Here is an 18278-nt window from a genome sequence, read left to right on the forward strand (position 1 = left end):
CCTATTATTCATTAGAGCTGTATCTCGCACAATTTAATAACCAGCTACCTTCAATTATAGTGAAGGTCATTAAACCTGTCTGCTAATCGCTCTTAGCTGTCTGTCAACCTGGTTGCATTTTGTTGGCGAAGGTCAAGTAAAATGCAAACGGGTAGTCAAGTCACATGCAATTAAGCATTGTGTCACGCCAGATGTTGCCGGGTTAAGCCCACTCTCATTTGCTGGCGGATTTTGCTGAACGGTGCATAAAAAAATGCCCGCAGGAGGAATGCTGCGGGCGAACCTATAAGAGCAATGTGAGTATGTCGTTATCCAATACCTGAGCATTTCACTCAGGTATTGGATACAGCGACTATAAGATGATGATTTTAATGTTTCAACCCCTTCTTTGTGATGGTTTTATGCACATCCTTATTCCTAAAATGCACCGCAAGAAGCCCCATCAAGTGGACTCCAGATGCTTGTGAACGCGGTATCTGACAGGCGTTAAAGCAGTCCAGAATGAATTTTTTTATGTTAGCCGTCGTTAAGTTTTATTATTGCCATCCCGCTGATAGTAGGCTAAAAAAATAAACATACCCTTCCAAAACATAAGAAATCCTGCAATTAAGGTGGTACTGCTATGAAGCTGACGGACAGGCTATTTGAACTGAACTCACTGCTTATCGTTTTCATTCTGCTTTTTGTCTGCGTAGGGGGCGGTGAAATTATCGCGCTTGCATTCCGGTTGCCTGCTGAACCGATGATGAGCCTGGGCGTACTGGTCTTCTTTGGGTTACTTATTCCGGTAGCACTTCATCTTCATAAGCTGTCTAAGGTTCGTGACTGACCAGCAAAAAGAAACCGGCTTTCGCCGGTTCAGTGAGTCATGCCGCTGTCGCTTCGTCGCACTTCGGCAGCCAGTCGGCGTTGCTGTCGTCCGTCAGGTCGAGGTTGGTCTGTATACCTGACTTCGTGCGACGCTTCAGATAGTTCAGCCCGTACTCGCGCAGGATACTCTCCAGCGCCTGGCTGAATGACTTCATGCTGAGCGGGTTGCGGTAGCCGTTGGCCTCCATATAGGCCAGATAGGCGTGGTAAAGGTAGCGACGGGGTTGCAGGGGGCGGATGCTTGCGTTACCCATATGCAGGCCGTTTGGCTCTGCGGTGGCAAACAGGTAGCCGCAGAAGTCCACCATCGGGTCAGCGTCGCGCTTGATGCGCATCGCTTCCCCCGAGTTCTGTTGCGACTGGAGCAGCGCCCGGGCGTCCTGCGGCTGGCTGAACCGCTGCATCAGCTGGCGTACGATAACGGCCAGCTCGTTCTGTATCTTCTCCTTCAGCTGCGGGTCTCGCTCGTTCGCCGGGATGATTTCCGGGAAGTGCAGGATAACCCGGCGGCGCGATACGCCCCCGCTGCGGTCGGTAAAGCGCATCGGGTTGTTGTTTACCGCCAGAATCACCGCCGGAATATGGGTTGAATAGGCGTCCTTATACTTCGGGTCCACCGACACCGCATCGCCGCCGGTGATCGCCTTGATGCCCGCGCCGTCGCCGCTCCACTTCTCCTGGTCGGGTAGGCGGATAAGCGAATAGCCGATGACGGACGCGCGCTCGCGCGAGGATTCCAGCGTCTCAATGGTGGCCGATACGGCATTGTCCGGCCCTGCCAGCATGGTGGCGATTTCCGCCATGATGCTCTTGCCGCTGCCGCCGGGGCCGGTGACTTCGAGAAACAGCTGCCAGTCGTAGCGGTTCGCCAGCACCATAAACAGCGCGGCCAGAATGATGTCGCGCTTCTCCGCGCTGCGTCCGGCGGCGCGGTCCAGCCACTGCCAGAAGTGGGGCGCGTGGCTCTCCAGCGTCTCGCCCTCTACCGGACGGGTATAGTCCACGTCGCTGACGGTGCGCAGCCAGTTTTCCCGGCGGTGCGGGCTGAACGTGCCGCTGCGCGTATCGAGCACGCCGTTGCGAAAGCCAATCAGCTGGCGCTGCGGCGCGGCCTGCTGGGGCAGCATCAGCTTCAGCGTGTCCACCACGCCCGCCACCTTGCCCGCCGAGAACGGCGCGCGCAGGCGCTGGAACAGCTTCGCCACGTCGCGCCCGAACTGGTTGCCCGAAATCACCTTCCACGCCCCCGCCTCGTAGCGGCAGAGAATTTCCCCGCTGGCGTCCACGGCCAGATTGCTGCGGTAGTGCTCCGCCACGCGCTCCGCCTTTTCGCTGGCGCTCATGGCCGAGAATTCCGCCTCACTCATGACGTCAAACGGGCTGGCAGCGGGCGTCGCGGCGGCCTCCGTCAGTGCCTGCCGGGTCGCGGCCTCGCCGTGCTGCATAAAGGCGTCGTTCCAGTCGCCGAACACCGGCGGCAGGGCCACCACTCCGTTACAGGCTGCGGCGGCCTGTGCTGCCTTACGCTGGCCGTCGCCGTTCAGGTCTCGGTCAGCGGCAATCACCAGCTGGAGCGACGGGTGTTTTTCACGGGCAAGGCCAGCCAGAGAAAGAAGGTTTACGGACGACAGCGCAATCCATACCTCATCGCCGGTCAGGTTGTGCACAGTGAGGCCGGTGGCGTAGCCCTCCGCGAGCCAGATGCGCCTGGCGGGCTTATCGCTGCTGAGAACGTGGCAGGCTCCTTTCACCTGTCCGCCCTTCAGCGTGCGCTTGATGCCCTCCGCGTCAATCAGCTGCACGTTAACGAGCGCGCCGGTCATGTCGTGCAGGGGCATGACAACATCGCCGGGACTGTAGGTCGTCAGGGCGACTTTGTGCGGTTTCGCAAGCGTCAGGCAGGAATGCTCCGGCCAGCCCTTGCGGGACAGGTAGGCGTTACCGCTGGTTTCACGCGCTGAGCTGACCAGTTGCTGTGCGAGCGTGGCAGCGGCAGCGCGGGCGGCTGAGTTTTCTTCAGCTTCTGCGGGAGCGCCAGCGCCAGCGGCCCCGGTCACGGGCGGGAGGTTGCCGGTCAGGGCGTTGACGCGTTCGGCGGCCTCGGTGAAGTTAATGCTGAGCGCCTTTTTCACCAGGTCCAGGCCGTCACCGGCCCCGCACTGGTTGCAGAGCCACGTACCGCGCCCCTCCAGGTCGTCAAAGCGGAAACGGTCGGTCCCGCCGCACACCGGGCAGGGCATGTGGCGGTTCTTCACCACCTTTACGCCCAGCGCGGGCAGGATGCGGGGCCACTGCCCCTGCGCGGCCTTCGCCGCGTCTGATACTGTCATTTTCATGTTGTTATCCCTCAGTGCAGCGGGCGTGCGTCGTGAATGCGCCCGCTCAGCTCGTCCATCACTACCTGACCTAAAAAGCTCAGGCCCGGCGCAGCCTTTAGCGGCCCGGCGGCCAGCAGGTCGTCGAGCAGGGCGCAGGCAATTTCCTGACCGCGCAGGCGCCCGTGCTGGCGCAGGTAGAATCCCTCTAGCTCGGTTTCAATGGCGCGCTCAAGCCGCGCAAGCGTCAGGCCGGGATAGCGCTGCTGCTCGTCGCACAGGGTGAGCCAGGCGCAGGCCACCGCGCGACGGGCCAGAGCGGCGTGCAGGTCGGGGGAAAGGGTGCGGATTTTCACGGCGTCACCTCGTCATTCATCCAGCTGTCGTGGCAGCGGGTCAGCACGCCGTCGAGCTGCTCGGTGATAAGAAACACAAGCGAGGCCAGCTGCGCGCGCTGTGCAGGCTGCGGCAGTTCGTGGCATTCCTGAAACGCGGTCATGTCGCTGACGAAGCGCCCGGCGTTGCGCAGGTGCTCAAGGCGCGTCAGGTCGTCGATGGAAATCGTAATCTGGCTCATGCGCGCACCTCCGCCACGGGCAGACGGCAGGCAAAGGAGAGGACGTAGTCTCGGGCCAGAGTCCGGCGGGCGGCATGCTCATCGGCAGCAGTGGTGCGCAGCATCTGAATGCGGGAATGGCGCTCACAACGGCGCACGGCGGCAAAAACAAAGACAAACTGAGGGTATGGGGAAATAAGGACCGTAGCCATGATGGCAGTCTCCTTGAAGTAGCGGTTATCGCCACCACCGGAGTTTCCACGCTCTGGCGGTGACCCGAACGGGGGTGGAAAACCGGCCTTCAAGGAAACCGGCCAGCCCGAGGGCTGCCCCGCCCGGGCCACCATTACGAGTACGGCACAACGGAAAAGAAACCGTTGCCCGAATAACGGGTGCACTGAGGCTAAGACACAAAAAAAGACGCTTGGCGCGTCTGGTGTCGCCTTGAAGTAACTCGGGTTTCCACGCCCGGCTGCCGGTTTTACGGCAGCGGAATTACTGTACCAGGGAAAGCCCCCGGCGCGCAAGCCGGGAGTGAAAGAAGAAAGCGGCATAAGCACCTCAGCAGTCGGTGAGGGTGATGCCGTTGCGGGTAAATACCTGCGGGTCTGAGTGTGTCGCTTCGCTACGCGAAATGCGAAAGCTGATGCCGGTGCCGCGAAAGCGTTGCGGCTGACCGGGCATGTCCACCTCAGCGGCAATGGCCAGCGCCAGCTGCTTCGCGTCCTCCACGGACAGGTGATGAGTCGTGCCCTCAATGTTCAGCCGGATCATACTGTACGCTCCTGATCGCGCGCGGCGATACGTTCGTTCATCCAGGCGCTGACCTCACTTGCCAGCCACGCCACGTTATTTCCACCCAATGACACCTGCGCCGGGAAGGCGCTGCGGCTGATAAGGTCGTAGATGGTTGAGCGGGACAGGCCGCAGACGTGGATCACTTCCGGCAGGCGCATAAAACGCTCCTGAACCGGGTGAGATAATGGCATAGCCGGGGCCGCCGGGGCGGAAGAATGAGCGGATAAAGCAGTGTGCATAAGCTACCTCTTTCTGAGTCCATTAAGCGCCGCACGGATACGAACGGCTTCGGGTAGCTCTTTATTTTCAGCATATTTACTGCCAAAGCAACAAGGTGAAATTGTGCAGCAGATGGCACTTTCCCCTTGATTTTTAACCTCTCAGTAATATTGGTGCTTATTAGTCTTTATTAACCGATGGCCCGAAATTTTACATAGGATTTAACTATCGAAAATTAATAATTAAAAGGCATGAGTGGTTAAAATTTACAATTCTCAAATATTACCCGGTGAAGAATGGTGAACAGTGGGTGAACAATCATTCCTCTATTCTTCACCCTTTAATACACTGTATCTACTCTCTTTTTTACTAAGGTGAAGAATAGTGAAGGATTTATATAAAACCGAAAGCTGATAAACGGCTCTGGTGAGACCTTTTCCTGGCTCGCCAGAAAAAAAGCTTTTGTCTGGTCCGTCAAACAACGCCGCCCGGTGGCAGCGCCTGTGCCAGCCCCGGCACAATTGACTTATCCCAACCGACCCGACAGGAGCTTATATGACCCGGACAACCGACTTCCCCGCCAGCACCCAGACCGCGCTGGAAAAAGTCAGCGCCGCTAAGGCCGCATGGCTGGACGCACGCACTAAGCAGGAGGCCGCAGCCTCTCAGTGCGACATCATCCGCCAGCGTCGCGCTGAGACCGAAGCAAATGCGACCGCCCAGAATGACGAATGGCGCAGGCTGTTCCGTGAAAACGGCGGCGTGATGACGCCGGAGATGAAGAAGCTGCGCGCGGAGGTTGCGCTCGACCGCGAGTCGCTGGAGGAGTTTGACGCTCTGCTGGCCCTGCACGCGCAGGAGAATGAGTTACTGCCGTGGGAAACCAGCGAGCGCGCACTCGCCTACATCAGCGCGCACAGCGACCTTGTGAATCTTCGCGCCATGCAGCTCTGGCAGATGTTTATGGACGCGCACGGCCAGCAGCTTATTGAGACGCTGAGCCTGCTGAAAATCACGCTGGGGCGTCAGGCCAGCGCCGGTATTGGCAAAGTGGACAGCGTGAACGACCCGGAGACGGTGCTGAAGACTTTTGTCGCCCGGAACATCACTGACCCGGCGCTGGTGCGTGATGCCCTGCCTGAAGACGACGTGTTTAAGCTCGCGGGCACGTTCCCTGCGCGCGGCGCACATGATGACTACAGAAACAGCCCCTCTCCCGCAGCGCGACATAAAATTCTGGCCCGTCGCGAAATGGTGCAGAAGGAGCAGGCACAATGACCGTTGCAACCACACCCGCGCAGGCGCTGGAGCAGTTCCGCGCCGCCCGCAGCCAGTGGCAGGCGCACCGCAGTCAGCGTCAGGAGACCGTTACGGCGCTGGATACCCTGCTCACGGCTGGTGAAAAAACGGCTGATTACAGTGAGCGCGTGCCGCAGCTGCGCGAGCGCATCGCGGTGCTGGACTGGCAGATTAACTGCGCCGCCCGTGAGGCCGTCTATGCACAGCGGATTGTTCTGGAAGCCTGCACCGAGGACGCGCTCAGCGGTTTTATGAGCGAACACGGCCCGGCGCTTACCTCCGCGCTGGCCCCGTTGCTGAATGGCCCCGGCGGGCTGGAGGTGGCCTCACGACTGATGCGCAGCGCTGTAGCCCGTGAGGTGCAGCGGGCGCGCCCGGCGGTGGCAGAAGCCTATCAGGACGCGCTGGCTGAAACGGGACTGGCCCCGGAGGCTGATATGCAGCGCGACTGTCAGGGCAGCTATACACCCGCTCAGCACCTGCGCTTTACGCAGCGTTTGAATCAGCTGCCGCAGGAGGGGGTGTAATGGCTCTAAAATGCCCGGAGTGCGGCACCACCGCACACACCCGCACCAGCGCCTATGAGTCAGCGACCGTCAAGCGCACCTGGTATCAGTGCACTAACCTTGACTGCTCCTGCACGTTCACCGCGCTGGAGAGCGTCGAGAAAATCATCATGAAGCCACAAAAGCCTGCGGAGTCAGCACCCGTAGCGGAGACGCTCAGCGCGGCACGACAGCCGCAGACGCTGGGTAGATACGGTTCTGCCAGTAAACTGTCTAACCGGCAACAGTCACCCATATGAAACCCGTCTGCTAAGTCTGAACCGGCTATTGTGCCGGTTTTTTTACGCCCCTTTTTCCTGACTGGCCGTCCTGATCACGAGTGCATGTCTATGCTGCATGAAAACGCATGAGTCTCAGGCACTCAGGAACGGCACATCAGCCCAGCAGCGGCGCGGCATAAGCCCCTTCATGCAAGTGCATGAAAACCACTCAATGAAGTGGGCAGGCGTGGCGGGGGTACGAGCGCGCGCAACGGGGTAATGGTGCTTAGCGAAAATGAATACTACAAACATAATCAATAATAAAAAATTGGCCGCCAGTTTGGCAGCCATATGATAGCAAGTGGTTATTAAGGTGTCTTTATACCCAATTCGAATTCATCTCCATCTCTCACTTTTTCAAGTAACTCTCTAAGATAATTTGAATATCTATGGGATTGTATTTCCTCGCCATTCATTATTGCGTAATGATATTTGTTATCGAAGGTTTTAATGTCTACTCCAGTTATGTTTTTTACTGTTTCAAGAAGCTTATTGGCGTCGTGCCACCCCTTGTAGCCGAGAGCTTGGCCGAGAGTTGTTAGCGTGAAAGGATAGCTCGCGTTAAATGCCATTCCATCTGACGATGTCGCAATTCCGTAAAGCTTAGCAAGCTCACCTTCAGACTCGCTGATGTTAGAAAGAACACGATAATCAACTTGAACAGGGTTTCTAGGAATGTCAGTTCTAACGAGGTCATAAGTGCGTGCTAACAATGCACGTAAGAGCTTTGGATTTATATTATCAAGAGCTCTGTTAGCACCAAAAGCAGAAAATACCCAAGAGAAATCATTCGCAACAATGCTCTTTATTCTTATGCTTTTGTTAGCGGAGACTTGGATTAATCTTTCTCTGCGTGGGTACTCATTTTCGCTCTGTTTTTCAACCCATTCTAATATGTAAATATTTGGAATTACGTCGCCATTTTCAGATAGTAATTCATCAATATCAGAGAGTATGTTTTTAATGTTTACATCCTCAGCGCTGTAACCGATAAATAATAGAGGGTGCTCGGCAAAGAATGTGAGAAGTTTTGCGCTTAGATACTTTTTCTTTTTTATGAAGTCATCATAGTCGTTGCGGTTGATAATTATACTTTCTGGATCGGAACAACAACCATGAATCTTGAGTATTTCACCCACACTGCCATGATTAGCATAAAGGATTTTTTGACCAATAATAGGTGTGAAGTCGGTATATATTGATTCCAGGAGCTTGTCGTAGTTAGTTGTGATAATTGAGTGTGGATGTATTTGTCTTAAGAGTTCAATCTCATCACTATCGGAAATAGGTCTTTCTTTAAGTAATGAGTCAAAGAGGGCTGAGACCTTATGTTTGAAATAAATACTAGGATCGTTCCCTGCTTCAAATAATTCAGGTGGAAACTCTTTCTCTCCAGCCCCCCAAGCCCATTCGTTATACGAATCAGAAAAAACACTCCCAATATCAATTAACTCAGGATATTTTTGTTTGTAGTAAGCGAATCTTTTATCTATATTTGGGCACTCAGCAGATAGCTGTTGGAGCAACTCTTCCCAGTTCGGGCCTAAAAGATAACGTTTTGTTAATCCTGAACCTACAAAAAGTATAGGTTGGCATCCCATTCCTTCAAGGCATGTTTTTATGTCATCACTGACATCTTCAACATATTGAGGGTAATTATTTGGCATTCAAGACTCCTTCTCACTATTATGCTAAATTATTAGGCTATGCGAATAACTTTGCCAGCGTTAACCGTAAACTCTCCCCACCACTTCATCAATCCTATGCGTTGTTCAAGATAAGTTGAACGATTATATGCTCTTCTAACTTCATTTTTATCACTATGTGCAAGAGCTGCTTCAATAACATCTGGATTGAAATCAGCTTCATTTAAAGCTGTACTGGCAATCGAACGCAGCCCATGTGCAACAAGCTTTCCACCATATCCGATTCGTTTCAAAGCGGCATTAGCAGTCTGACTATTCATGGATTGTTTTGGATCATTTCTACTTGGGAATACGTGTTCTCGATGTGAACTTATAGATTTCATTAGTTCAAGAATACCTAAAGCTTGAGGCGATAAAGGAACAATGTGCTCTCTTTTTGCCTTCATCCGTTCTGCCGGAATCGTCCAAAGCTTTTCATTGAGGTTTATCTCTGACCACTTTGTTCCTGAAGCCTCAGCAGGGCGCACTAAAGTTAGGAGTTGCCATTCTATTAAGCAACGAGTTGTTAGAGACAAATTCGACATAGTTAAAGATCGCATTAAATTAGGCAGTTCTTCTGGTCGCAACGTAGGCATGTTCTGCTTTTTTGGTTTTTCAAAAGCCATCCCAACACCTGATGCTGGGTTTGCATCAATCAAACCGGTGTTAACCGCGTAAATCATTATCTCGTTAATACGTTGAACCAATCTGCGAACCGTCTCTAATGCTCCACGAGCTTTAATTGGCTCAAGTGCCTCAATTAAAGTCCTTGCTTTGATTTGTTGAACAGGAATTCCACCAACGGCAGGGAACACGTCTTTCTCTAATGAGCGCCAAATGTCTTTCGCGTAATCAGGTGTGACGCTTTTGCTTTTAAGCTGGAACCAATTAGCAGCCACTGTTGAGAAAACGCTGTCCAGAGCAATCTGTTGCTGCTCCTCTGCAACCTCTGCCTGTATTTGCGGGTCAATCCCATTAGCTAACAGTGCAAGATAATCCGCTCTCAAGCTGCGGGCGTTGGCAAGTGAAAGGGCTGGGAAGGCACCTAATCCGATCATTGTCCGTTGTTTCGTAGCGGGACGTTGATAGCGAAAGCGCCAAAGCTTTTTGCCGCTGGTTTTGATGACCAAAAAAAGCCCGTCACCATCATGCAGAGTCATATCCTTATCATCTGCTTTAGCGCGAAGAACTTCTGTGTTGGTTAATGGGCGTGTAGTCCTTGCCATGTCTACATTTCCTGCATTAATTGGTATACGGAATTGGCTTACATTCTAGCGTATACCAATTCGTATACCAATTATCACTGGATTCAGGCGGATCGTCTCGGAAGGTTACAGACACAAAAAAGCCCGCAGGGCTTGTGCCGTGCGGGCTTTCAGGACTTCTGCGGACGGCTCTGGAACCGCCGCGAAAGGATTTTGGTGCTGGCGTCCCTGTAATTAACCATTTATTAAATTGATTTATATGGTTCTTTTAACTATTAATTTTACGTATGGTTCTAAAAAGGAACCATAAATCTTAATGCTATTAGTATGAGTCCTCGCGATGAGCAGATTGTATCAAAAAGATAAAAATCTTCAGTTCAACTCCCTGTCAGTAACTGAACTCATAGTTAAGGTCCGTTGCGCTTTTCATGTTTGGGTGAATGCGGTAACTTTTCTCAATAGTTCGATTCTATCCGCAGGAAGTTCCCGCATAAGGCAAAGGTAGGAGAATGAAATTTGAAAAATTGGACACCAGAACATACGAAGGACATCAAGTGCTGGTTTAACATTGAGACTTACTGGGGTTTTGAAGAGCTTACCTTGATAAGGTTCTATCATGAGTTGTGGGCCAGAACTATCTTTTTCAAATCATATCGCAGGGATTATGAAAACCAAGCTGCAATGGAATATTTCGAAAAAATTTTCAGCGGTAACCCTTTCTTGATTGAAGAAGAAAGGTTGGGATACATGACTCAGAAGGACAATCTTTTTCAACCTCCACACTTCTTGCTGACTACTACAGATGAAATTGCCCGTTTGAGCATTCTCTCCATGAAAAGGGGTATGTTCTACTGGGATGGTGATTACGGATATGTAGTAAATAAGGAGTTTGAAGAAAAGCCTGTCTCTGAGAGTATGCCTGATGAATTCACACGAACGGTCATGTTCGAAATTGACCTGGCAAGTGGTACAGATGAAGAAATCGCAGAGTCTCTCAAATCTGCACTTCCCCAGTGGCGAAAGTTTAAAGGAATAGAAGAAAACCCGCTTGAATCTGTTCGTTTTGGTTATGGTACCATCAAGAAACTAATCAATTATCGGATCATACCTATGCTGGACATTCTCATATGGGCAAAGATAAAAAAGGTTCGTATTTCCGATGACAGATTATCAAGACTGCTCTACACCGATGAAGACGAAGAAACTCAAATGAGGTTGCCACAGCAAATCAAAGATACTGACAGACCTCTCGCTCTAAAAGCTTCTACTATTGATTTTATCAGGCAATTGCATTTTTTCATGAACAAGAATAGCCATCTAAAAGATGTGAAAGTATCTGACGTAATAAAACTTGTAGATTAGATTAAGATACCGCAAAAGGCATCAGTGATGGTGCCTTTTTTTATAATGTTACATTCTAAATATCATATGTAAAACATAGGGTTATAGCCAGGAGTGTCCTCATGTCAAAAAAAGGAGGAGATTCATGGTGCCTGAATTTCCTCTGTTTCAGTGGATACGAACATCAATAATTTTCGACTCTGGAATCTCTCTCCTTTTTCTCAACAACCGTTTGTATAGTGACTCCATCGAAACGACGAAGCATGAGGAACTTATAATGAATAATCAAACAACCCGTCTTATCCGTCTGCCAGAAGTGCAAAAACGTACTGGATTCAGCAAAGCATGGATTTATAGACTTATCAGCGAAAAGCGTTTTCCTACTCCTATAAAAATTGGTTTACGGGCAGTGGCTTTTGTTGAAAATGAGATAGAAGAATGGATTCAATCAGCAATCGAAGGAAGCAGAATAAAAGTTTCTTAACATAAAGAAACTACTTTATGTAAAAGCAAAATTTAATCTGTATTTGCATATAAAACTAAAAAAGCAAATCTGCCATTTACAATTCAATTTACATATTGAGTACAAATTCTTTTTAATTAATTACTTATGTATTTAAAGTGGAAAGAGTGGAGTCTAATATCCCTCTAGAGGGATATTAGAGCATTTCTCTCACATATACTGATACAAAAGAGATTGATTCAGATTTATGTAAAATAAATTTGTAAATTGCATAATCATTATGCTTTATTTAGTTTCACTTATTATTAATTGTAAATAGGAGAAGCTATGAATTACAAAATAAAAAGAGTAAAAGATGGAAATGGAGTTCGTAACTGCATGATAGTGAATGCTGATACAGGCATCCCATTGGTTTATCCAAATCTATATATGAGTGTAGTATTTCGCATAAAGAACTATTCATTTTCAACAATGGAGTCAATAGCAAATTCTTTGCTATTGTTTGAAAGATACAATACAGAAAAAAAGGTATCTTTGTTTAATTCTTTACATTTAAACTGGGAAGTTCTTGTCTCTGAGAATGGTTATCTGTACGATTTAATGAATTACCTGTCATACAAAAATAGCCAAGGGAATGTTATTGATATAAATAAGAAAAGGCATATCACAGAAAAATCTTTATACTTTAAGATAGTAACTATAGAGAATTATATTAAATGGTTTATAGATAAAATAACTTTCAATGAGTCTAATAACTATGAATCGATCTGTAGAGCATTTGATTTTATAAAGCCAAGAATTGAAAACGCGAAGAACTACAACATTGAAAACGAAGAAAAAGCATTAAGTAAAGACCAGGAAAAGACTTTGCTTAACATAGTGGGTATAGAATCAGCGACGAATCCTTATGCTCCACATGTACGGTTTCGCAATAATCTTATAATTAAGATTCTACTTGAAACTGGTATGAGAGGAGGAGAATTACTCAATCTGAAGATAGCTGATTTTAATTATAAGAAGAAAAATTTATGCATAGTAAGAAGGCCTGACAATAAAGATGAGCCAAGGCTGCGACAGCCTCTTGTCAAGACTTTAGAAAGGCAAATCCCTTTAAGCTTTGAATTAACTGAATTGGTACATGAATACATTAGCACTTTTAGGAGAAAGCAATCTAAAGCAGTTGAGCATGACTATCTACTCGTTACCCATAGTTCTAATGGTAATTTAGGGTATCCATTGACCATTTCAGGTTATCAAAAAATTTTTGAGCAAATAAGGAAAAACAGTAATGAGTTAAGAAATCTCGTAGGTCATGCATTGCGGCACATATGGAATGTTAAATTTTCAGAAATGATGATCTTAAACTGCAATCCTAATAATTATGCATTTTATGAGAAGGTAAGAAATTATCTAATGGGCTGGAAAAATGAAAGTGATACTTCAGATATTTATAATAGAAGATTTATAATTCAAGAAAGTCAAAAAATAATGGCGATCATTAATCCAATAAAACATTTGAATGAGGAGTCTATGAATGTTACCAATTATCAGAAATCTACAAGAAAATCAATATTCGGTTTTTGAAACTAAATACGGTGGTTTCAAAATAACATTTTCAAACCCGAAGTGGAAGATTAATGAAAGTATAATGTTGAATTTAGATTCTCTGAAAAATATGGGTGAGAATTTTATACATGTTAAAACGACCTTGGCTTATTTTGCTATGAATTATAGTGCAAGCTATACAAAGAAAATGTTTTATGCCATGAAGCATTTTCTAAAATTATCAGATAATGTGGAGAGTCTATTTGCATTTAACAATATAAGTTTTTATTTTGGCAAGGTTAGCCCATTAGACTATACCCATACTGAATCTATGAAATATTTACTTTTGAAAATGCATACTCTTTTCCCCTCGTTGTTATCTTCTAACTCTGTTGAATTTATTACTGAAATTGAAATTAGCAAAAAATTATCAGGGAAGTATTTAAAAACACATAATTATCAAAAAGGTCCATTTAATGATACTCAAATAAAAAAGATATTAGAGTTAACAGCAAGAGCTTATCAGGTTGAGAGGATTAGTTTATCTAACTATCTTATGCTGCTCCTTTTGATATATACAGGTCGGAGACCGATGCAGATTGCTCAACTTGAGACAGGGGATCTTTTCAAACTCGATGGGGTTTTTTATATCAATATTCCAAAAGTTAAACAAAGAGGAGCTTATAGAAAGCAGTTTAGTAAAGTACAAATCCCCCAAAACCTTTTTGAAAACCTAACTTATCTCATTAATGCAGTGAAATCTATTGTAAGTGAAACACTAAATACTAAATTAAATGAAAAACAAAAAAACAAGCTCCCTATTTTTTTGAATACATATCATTTCAAAAACAACACAGTAAGTTTGGACATGATTGAAAATGGAGAGTTAAAACTGTCTTCATATCAGGTAACTACAAAAATCAGAAGAACAATAAAACGTTCAATCGGGAAACTCCAAATTGATTTTGGAGAGATTAACTCAAGAAGATTTAGATACACATTAGGGACAAAAGCAGCCCAGATGGGTTATAGCCCATCATTGATAGCTAATATTCTTGATCATAGCTCAACCAGTTCTGTAATGAGTTATGTACACAACACTGCTGAAAACAGCAGAAAAATTAATGAAGCAATGAATGAGTTTATAAAACCAATAGCAAAAAAATTTACAGAAAAAAACTCGGCAGAAAGAGAGTTGGTTGTTTTAAAAGATCTTATAGATAAGTACTTTTTTGCATCTGAATGTGAATCGATATCTTTTGATAGTGCAATAAACTTACTAATAAAAGATGGCATTGATAGTCTCTTAAATGACTTGATAAATTACGAGGTGATAAATGAATAATAATTATGAAGATAACGTTTATAAATTTATTTCTGAAAATAAAAAACTTTCTAACAATAAAGATTTCAAATGGGAAAATCCAAGTTGGGGGAGGGGGATAACTTTTTATAGTGAAATAAAAGCTAATAAGAGTAATGAAAAAAAGAGGCTTATGAATAAAAATATTATAGAATTTGCCAAAGCTTATATATGGAATAAATTTTTTTATGATTTGCCTAAGGCTCTAAGGAACATAAGATTACTGAGAGTATTAGAAGTCGCTCTTTTACGAGTGAATAAAGAGGCTAATATTTATGATATAAATCATAAAATTTTAGATGAAGCCATAATTATTGCATATGAAAATTTTGCAGAGTCAACTGTTTATAGAATTTACTCTGACTTAATATCATTTTGTTCATTTATGTCAAAAAGGAATATGTTACCTCCATGGATCGTTCGCTGGTCTTATCCATTTAAAAGAAATGAGATAAATAAAAGTAAACAAATAGGCTCAATCGACTCGTTATCAGAACAAGAGCAAATAAAACTACCAGACGAAAGGGTTATAGATTTTGTAGGGGGAATTTTTACTTCAGAACCTATCAACACAAGAGATATCTTTATATCTTCAATTTTTGCCTTGCTCTTATGTGCTCCATCAAGAATAACTGAAATTATGCTTTTAGAAGATGATTGCGAAGTTGTAGTCAAAGATATGAAGGGCATACCCAGATATGGGCTGCGATTTTATTCATTAAAAGGTTATGGGTATAACACAAAATGGATACCAGAATCAATGGTTCCGATAGCAAAGGAAGCTATCGTGCGATTACGAAAACTTACTAATAATGCGAGGGTTGTATCTAATCTCTTACAGAGTGGGGAGGACTATCTGTATAGTTGGTTAAATAAAAGTGCATTTGAAATTTTGACAATTAAGGATCTCAATAAGCTTGGTTTTGTTATAAATAAAGAAGATATTTCAAAGGAGAATGAAATATTCCTGTCAAGTGTTGAAAGTGGTGTTATTAGCATCAAAGCATTCTGGGTTTATCTGTTGCGGAAAAAATCTGAATTGAAAGCTACGAGTGAACGAGACAACCGCATTACACATAGAAATTTATTAGCAATAAATAAAGATCAACTAAATTCAATAAAAGGAACTGACATTTTCACTTCATTGAATGCCATTTCCAATGATTTCAGATCTGATTTTAGCATTCGCAATGTTAATAATATATTCAGAAGACATGCCAACTCTAACATTGATAGTGCCAATCTCCGTTTTCACAGTCATCAAATAAGGCATTTGCTTAACACTATGGCTCAACGGAGTGCATTGTCTCAGGTGCAAATAGCTCACTGGTCAGGGAGAAGAAATATTAAGGATAATGTTGTGTATGATCATATGTCTCACGATGAATTAACTGAACTATCAAGAAAGGTTTTGAATACTCATGTTAATAAAGGCAGTTCAATCTCGAATCAGAAAAAAAGTATTGATTCTGATTTTAGAATAAATCTTGAAAGTAATTTTAAAGAACTTGAAAAGAAGATTTTAGATTTAGACTTTTCAGGGCAAGAAAAAATATCTGAAAAAATAAAAACATTTAGATTAATGTTAGAAAATATAATCAAAAAGGAGAAGCAAAATGGCAAAGAAGTTTTATGATAAAGAAATAAAATCTATTGTTAAAATTATTGAAAACTGGGAAAGGCCAAATTTTACATGGGATGCTGTATGTTTGGCTTGTAAAAAAACATTAGGTAAAGTTCCAACCAGACAAGCACTGAGTCAACATACTGAGATTGTCGTAGCATACAAAACAAGAAAGAGGGCTGGTTCTGTAAAACCTCAAAACAGAAAATTGCCAGGAAGTTTAAGTCTTGCTGCAAGTAGAATTGAAAGGCTCGAAAATGAAAATAATGCATTAAAACATGAGAATAATAATTTATTGTTAATGATAAAGAAAATGCATGAGAATGCTTACCGGCATAATATACTTGTCTCAATTCTCGAAGAAGAAATAACGCATAGAGGAAGAAAATAACCAATTGATAGGTTTTACCTATTGACAGGTGGTGTTAATATGGTATTTGTATATGCAGTCAGGAAGACAAAAACTTTGCAAGGATGCAATTTATGGACAAAAACAATTTTAATTCAGTAACGACACTTGAAGAACAGCTTGTTGTCATCGTAGATAAGTATATCTCGAAACGATACCAGCCCGGAGATAAAAGTTTCTCTAATCAACTCTACTTGGTGTTCGTTGGCTATCACTTAAAGTATTTCTACCCCAGGCAGTTATATACACGTTCTAATAGAAACATAGACAACATCATGACGATGTTTAGTTCTGTGTATAAATCCCTTACAAGTAATCTGTTGCGACAGTTATACAATAAAGAAGCTGTTCTTCGTGAACTAAACTCTCTTGTTAACTACATAGATAGCAATCAAGAAAGAGCGGAAGAGATCTACGCAACATTTAAAGCTCAATATGAAATGAGAGCCATAGAGAAAGAAATAATTCATGAGATCGTTTGTGTTAATCGTGTTAGATTGTAGACAATAAAAAGCCCCTAACGGTAGGGGCTTTAAAAACAGATAGTTTTTAATTTTTATTGTTGTATCTCTTTCCAGACACCATCAGCTTTCACAAGCTTAACAGGCTTTGTCTGTTTATTGTTGCTAATAGAAGCATCTACTATACAGTTGTAAACATTATTAGCTTCTTTTGAACAGCTAACTTTTTTCACATAATCGATTCTTAAAAGATCATTTTCAGAAACTCTTGAATCAAAAGCTTTCATACTTGCATTTGACCTATCTACAACACTTTTGAATACATTATAGATGTCTTTATCGGAAGGTTCAGAATCACAAGCTGTTAATAAAAAAGTTGAAAGAATGATTGTTATGATAGCATATGTTTTCATTTTAAATCCCTTTATTAATGTTGGTGCGTGAAAATTGCTCTATGTGCAAATTTTTTACGAATATACAATCTTGTAGAAATCATTAAAACCAACAAAATAATGAAAGCGACTAAAAAACTTTGACTTATATAAAGTATGATGTAGGCAATTGCTAATAAAATAAATCCTATGAACAACGATAACCAGGGTGAAACTTCGCCATATTTGATGGTTGAATGACAGCCGGTACAAACCCGGACACCAAACTGGCTCTCTTTGAAGCAGAACGGGCACTTAATTGTTTCGTTTTTCATAGCAACCCCAGGGTGGAAGATTTACTGCGTGTTTGTAGGGATTCTCGATGGCTGGCTGGCTAAAGTAAAATCACTTGTACCGATCGATGATTGTTACTCGATAGGTAATATCTATCGTAATTGAGTTATCGATCTGTAATAACGATCAATATTTTCTTGACTAAACAAAAATGCTTTACTAAGGATAGGGTGCGGTTACGAAAAGAATTTGCAATTGACTGTCTATAAACGAATTTTTCTCGCCTTGTTTAAAGGTTGCATTGCATAAATATTTGAGAAGGTCGTGTGTGTTTTGTGAAGAATGGTCTTACCAAAGCTTCTCAGAAGCTCAATGTAATGCTTTATGGAAGCAAGCCACTCTACGAATCTGAGATGCTTTTGCCGTTGTACTGCATTTTTTTGAAGAATCTTTTCTATGATTTCGTTTCGTTTGTCTTTTCTGAGCCGCAATTCCAGTTCTGCAATTTTTCCACCGATACTTTCCCTTCTCTCTGTTGTCCTTAAAATCGTTGCAGGAGCAGGAGCAGGAGCAGGAGCAGGAGCAGGAGCAGGAGCAGGAGCAGGAGCAGGAGCAGGAGCAGGAGCAGGAGCAG

Annotated in this window: 20 protein-coding genes and 1 pseudogene; 11 read left to right on the forward strand and 10 right to left on the reverse strand. The window is 44.7% G+C overall.

The features are described 5' to 3' along the window. Nucleotides 1-622 precede the first annotated feature (622 nt). Nucleotides 623-829, forward strand: coding sequence for a hypothetical protein (locus ACLJTG_RS08985; protein WP_410958926.1), 207 nt, complete (start codon nt 623-625; stop codon nt 827-829). A 37-nt stretch (nt 830-866) separates the two neighbouring features. Here the strand turns inward: ACLJTG_RS08985 and ACLJTG_RS08990 are convergent, their stop codons facing one another. From ACLJTG_RS08990 to ACLJTG_RS09015, 6 genes are read right to left on the reverse strand one after another with little or no spacing between them, the layout of a single operon-like run. Then, complete coding sequence (locus ACLJTG_RS08990) at nt 867-3206, reverse strand: phage/plasmid primase, P4 family (RefSeq protein ID WP_410958927.1); 2340 nt, start codon at nt 3204-3206, stop codon at nt 867-869. An 11-nt stretch (nt 3207-3217) separates the two neighbouring features. Further along, nucleotides 3218-3541, reverse strand: coding sequence for a DUF5375 domain-containing protein (locus ACLJTG_RS08995; protein WP_410958928.1), 324 nt, complete (start codon nt 3539-3541; stop codon nt 3218-3220). After that, the gene (locus ACLJTG_RS09000) at nt 3538-3762 is read right to left on the reverse strand and encodes a hypothetical protein (RefSeq protein ID WP_034825556.1); all 225 of its coding nucleotides are present in this window, start codon (nt 3760-3762) and stop codon (nt 3538-3540) included. The genes ACLJTG_RS08995 and ACLJTG_RS09000 overlap by 4 nt, the downstream gene beginning before the upstream one ends. Continuing rightward, nucleotides 3759-4301: a host cell division inhibitor Icd-like protein gene (locus ACLJTG_RS09005; RefSeq protein ID WP_410958929.1), complete on the reverse strand. Its 543-nt coding sequence runs from the start codon at nt 4299-4301 to the stop codon at nt 3759-3761. Before ACLJTG_RS09005 ends, ACLJTG_RS09000 begins: the two co-directional genes overlap by 4 nt. A gap of 1 nt (nt 4302) precedes the next feature. After that, a complete protein-coding gene (locus ACLJTG_RS09010) occupies nt 4303-4515 on the reverse strand; it encodes a hypothetical protein (RefSeq protein WP_410958930.1) in 213 nt (70 codons plus the stop codon). After that, a complete protein-coding gene (locus ACLJTG_RS09015; RefSeq protein WP_410958931.1) occupies nt 4512-4778 on the reverse strand; it encodes a helix-turn-helix transcriptional regulator in 267 nt (88 codons plus the stop codon). Before ACLJTG_RS09015 ends, ACLJTG_RS09010 begins: the two co-directional genes overlap by 4 nt. Nucleotides 4779-5313: 535 nt before the next feature. Between ACLJTG_RS09015 and ACLJTG_RS09020 the strand changes: the two genes are divergently transcribed. The 3 genes from ACLJTG_RS09020 to ACLJTG_RS09030 are packed head-to-tail and all read left to right on the forward strand — an operon-like array spanning nt 5314 to nt 6862. After that, nucleotides 5314-6036, forward strand: a complete 723-nt coding sequence (locus ACLJTG_RS09020; protein WP_410958932.1) for a septation initiation protein — start codon at nt 5314-5316, stop codon at nt 6034-6036. Next, entirely contained in the window at nt 6033-6584 is a 552-nt protein-coding gene (locus tag ACLJTG_RS09025; RefSeq protein ID WP_410958933.1) for a phage polarity suppression protein, read from the forward strand. The genes ACLJTG_RS09020 and ACLJTG_RS09025 overlap by 4 nt, the downstream gene beginning before the upstream one ends. After that, on the forward strand, nt 6584-6862 hold the full coding sequence (locus tag ACLJTG_RS09030; RefSeq protein ID WP_410958935.1) for an ogr/Delta-like zinc finger family protein: 279 nt from the start codon (nt 6584-6586) through the stop codon (nt 6860-6862). The genes ACLJTG_RS09025 and ACLJTG_RS09030 overlap by 1 nt, the downstream gene beginning before the upstream one ends. Before the next feature lie 329 nt (nt 6863-7191). Here ACLJTG_RS09030 and ACLJTG_RS09035 read toward each other — a convergent pair whose 3' ends face one another. Together ACLJTG_RS09035 and ACLJTG_RS09040 are read right to left on the reverse strand one after the other, a co-directional pair. Then, nucleotides 7192-8550: an SIR2 family protein gene (locus ACLJTG_RS09035; RefSeq protein ID WP_410958936.1), complete on the reverse strand. Its 1359-nt coding sequence runs from the start codon at nt 8548-8550 to the stop codon at nt 7192-7194. A gap of 32 nt (nt 8551-8582) precedes the next feature. Then, entirely contained in the window at nt 8583-9794 is a 1212-nt protein-coding gene (locus ACLJTG_RS09040) for an integrase domain-containing protein (protein WP_410958937.1), read from the reverse strand. Nucleotides 9795-10289: 495 nt separating this feature from the next. Between ACLJTG_RS09040 and ACLJTG_RS09045 the strand changes: the two genes are divergently transcribed. The 7 genes from ACLJTG_RS09045 to ACLJTG_RS09075 all read left to right on the forward strand — a co-directional run bounded on the left by ACLJTG_RS09045 (nt 10290) and on the right by ACLJTG_RS09075 (nt 17021). After that, nucleotides 10290-11135, forward strand: a complete 846-nt coding sequence (locus tag ACLJTG_RS09045) for a DUF6387 family protein (protein WP_200780697.1) — start codon at nt 10290-10292, stop codon at nt 11133-11135. A 256-nt stretch (nt 11136-11391) separates the two neighbouring features. Further along, nucleotides 11392-11598 (forward strand): helix-turn-helix transcriptional regulator, encoded by a 207-nt coding sequence (locus tag ACLJTG_RS09050; protein WP_048295858.1) that lies wholly within the window; start codon nt 11392-11394, stop codon nt 11596-11598. A gap of 306 nt (nt 11599-11904) precedes the next feature. After that, on the forward strand, nt 11905-13161 hold the full coding sequence (locus ACLJTG_RS09055; RefSeq protein ID WP_410958938.1) for a tyrosine-type recombinase/integrase: 1257 nt from the start codon (nt 11905-11907) through the stop codon (nt 13159-13161). Then, nucleotides 13112-14467 (forward strand): tyrosine-type recombinase/integrase, encoded by a 1356-nt coding sequence (locus ACLJTG_RS09060; protein WP_410958939.1) that lies wholly within the window; start codon nt 13112-13114, stop codon nt 14465-14467. The genes ACLJTG_RS09055 and ACLJTG_RS09060 overlap by 50 nt, the downstream gene beginning before the upstream one ends. Next, complete coding sequence (locus ACLJTG_RS09065; RefSeq protein WP_407260369.1) at nt 14460-16121, forward strand: hypothetical protein; 1662 nt, start codon at nt 14460-14462, stop codon at nt 16119-16121. The genes ACLJTG_RS09060 and ACLJTG_RS09065 overlap by 8 nt, the downstream gene beginning before the upstream one ends. Then, nucleotides 16102-16500 carry a hypothetical protein gene (locus tag ACLJTG_RS09070; RefSeq protein WP_410958940.1) on the forward strand — a complete coding sequence of 133 codons (399 nt, stop codon included), beginning with the start codon at nt 16102-16104 and terminating at the stop codon, nt 16498-16500. The genes ACLJTG_RS09065 and ACLJTG_RS09070 overlap by 20 nt, the downstream gene beginning before the upstream one ends. Nucleotides 16501-16592: 92 nt before the next feature. Next, a complete protein-coding gene (locus tag ACLJTG_RS09075; RefSeq protein ID WP_071055692.1) occupies nt 16593-17021 on the forward strand; it encodes a hypothetical protein in 429 nt (142 codons plus the stop codon). A 53-nt stretch (nt 17022-17074) separates the two neighbouring features. Here ACLJTG_RS09075 and ACLJTG_RS09080 read toward each other — a convergent pair whose 3' ends face one another. Both ACLJTG_RS09080 and ACLJTG_RS09085 read right to left on the reverse strand, forming a co-directional pair. Beyond that, entirely contained in the window at nt 17075-17392 is a 318-nt protein-coding gene (locus tag ACLJTG_RS09080) for a cell wall-binding protein (protein ID WP_410958941.1), read from the reverse strand. Between the two features lie 515 nt (nt 17393-17907). Further along, nucleotides 17908-18278 (reverse strand): annotated as a pseudogene (locus ACLJTG_RS09085) (relaxase); the annotation flags it as partial.

It is taken from the genome of Salmonella sp. SAL00672, from assembly GCF_046552175.1.
Classification (GTDB): domain Bacteria; phylum Pseudomonadota; class Gammaproteobacteria; order Enterobacterales; family Enterobacteriaceae; genus Salmonella; species Salmonella enterica.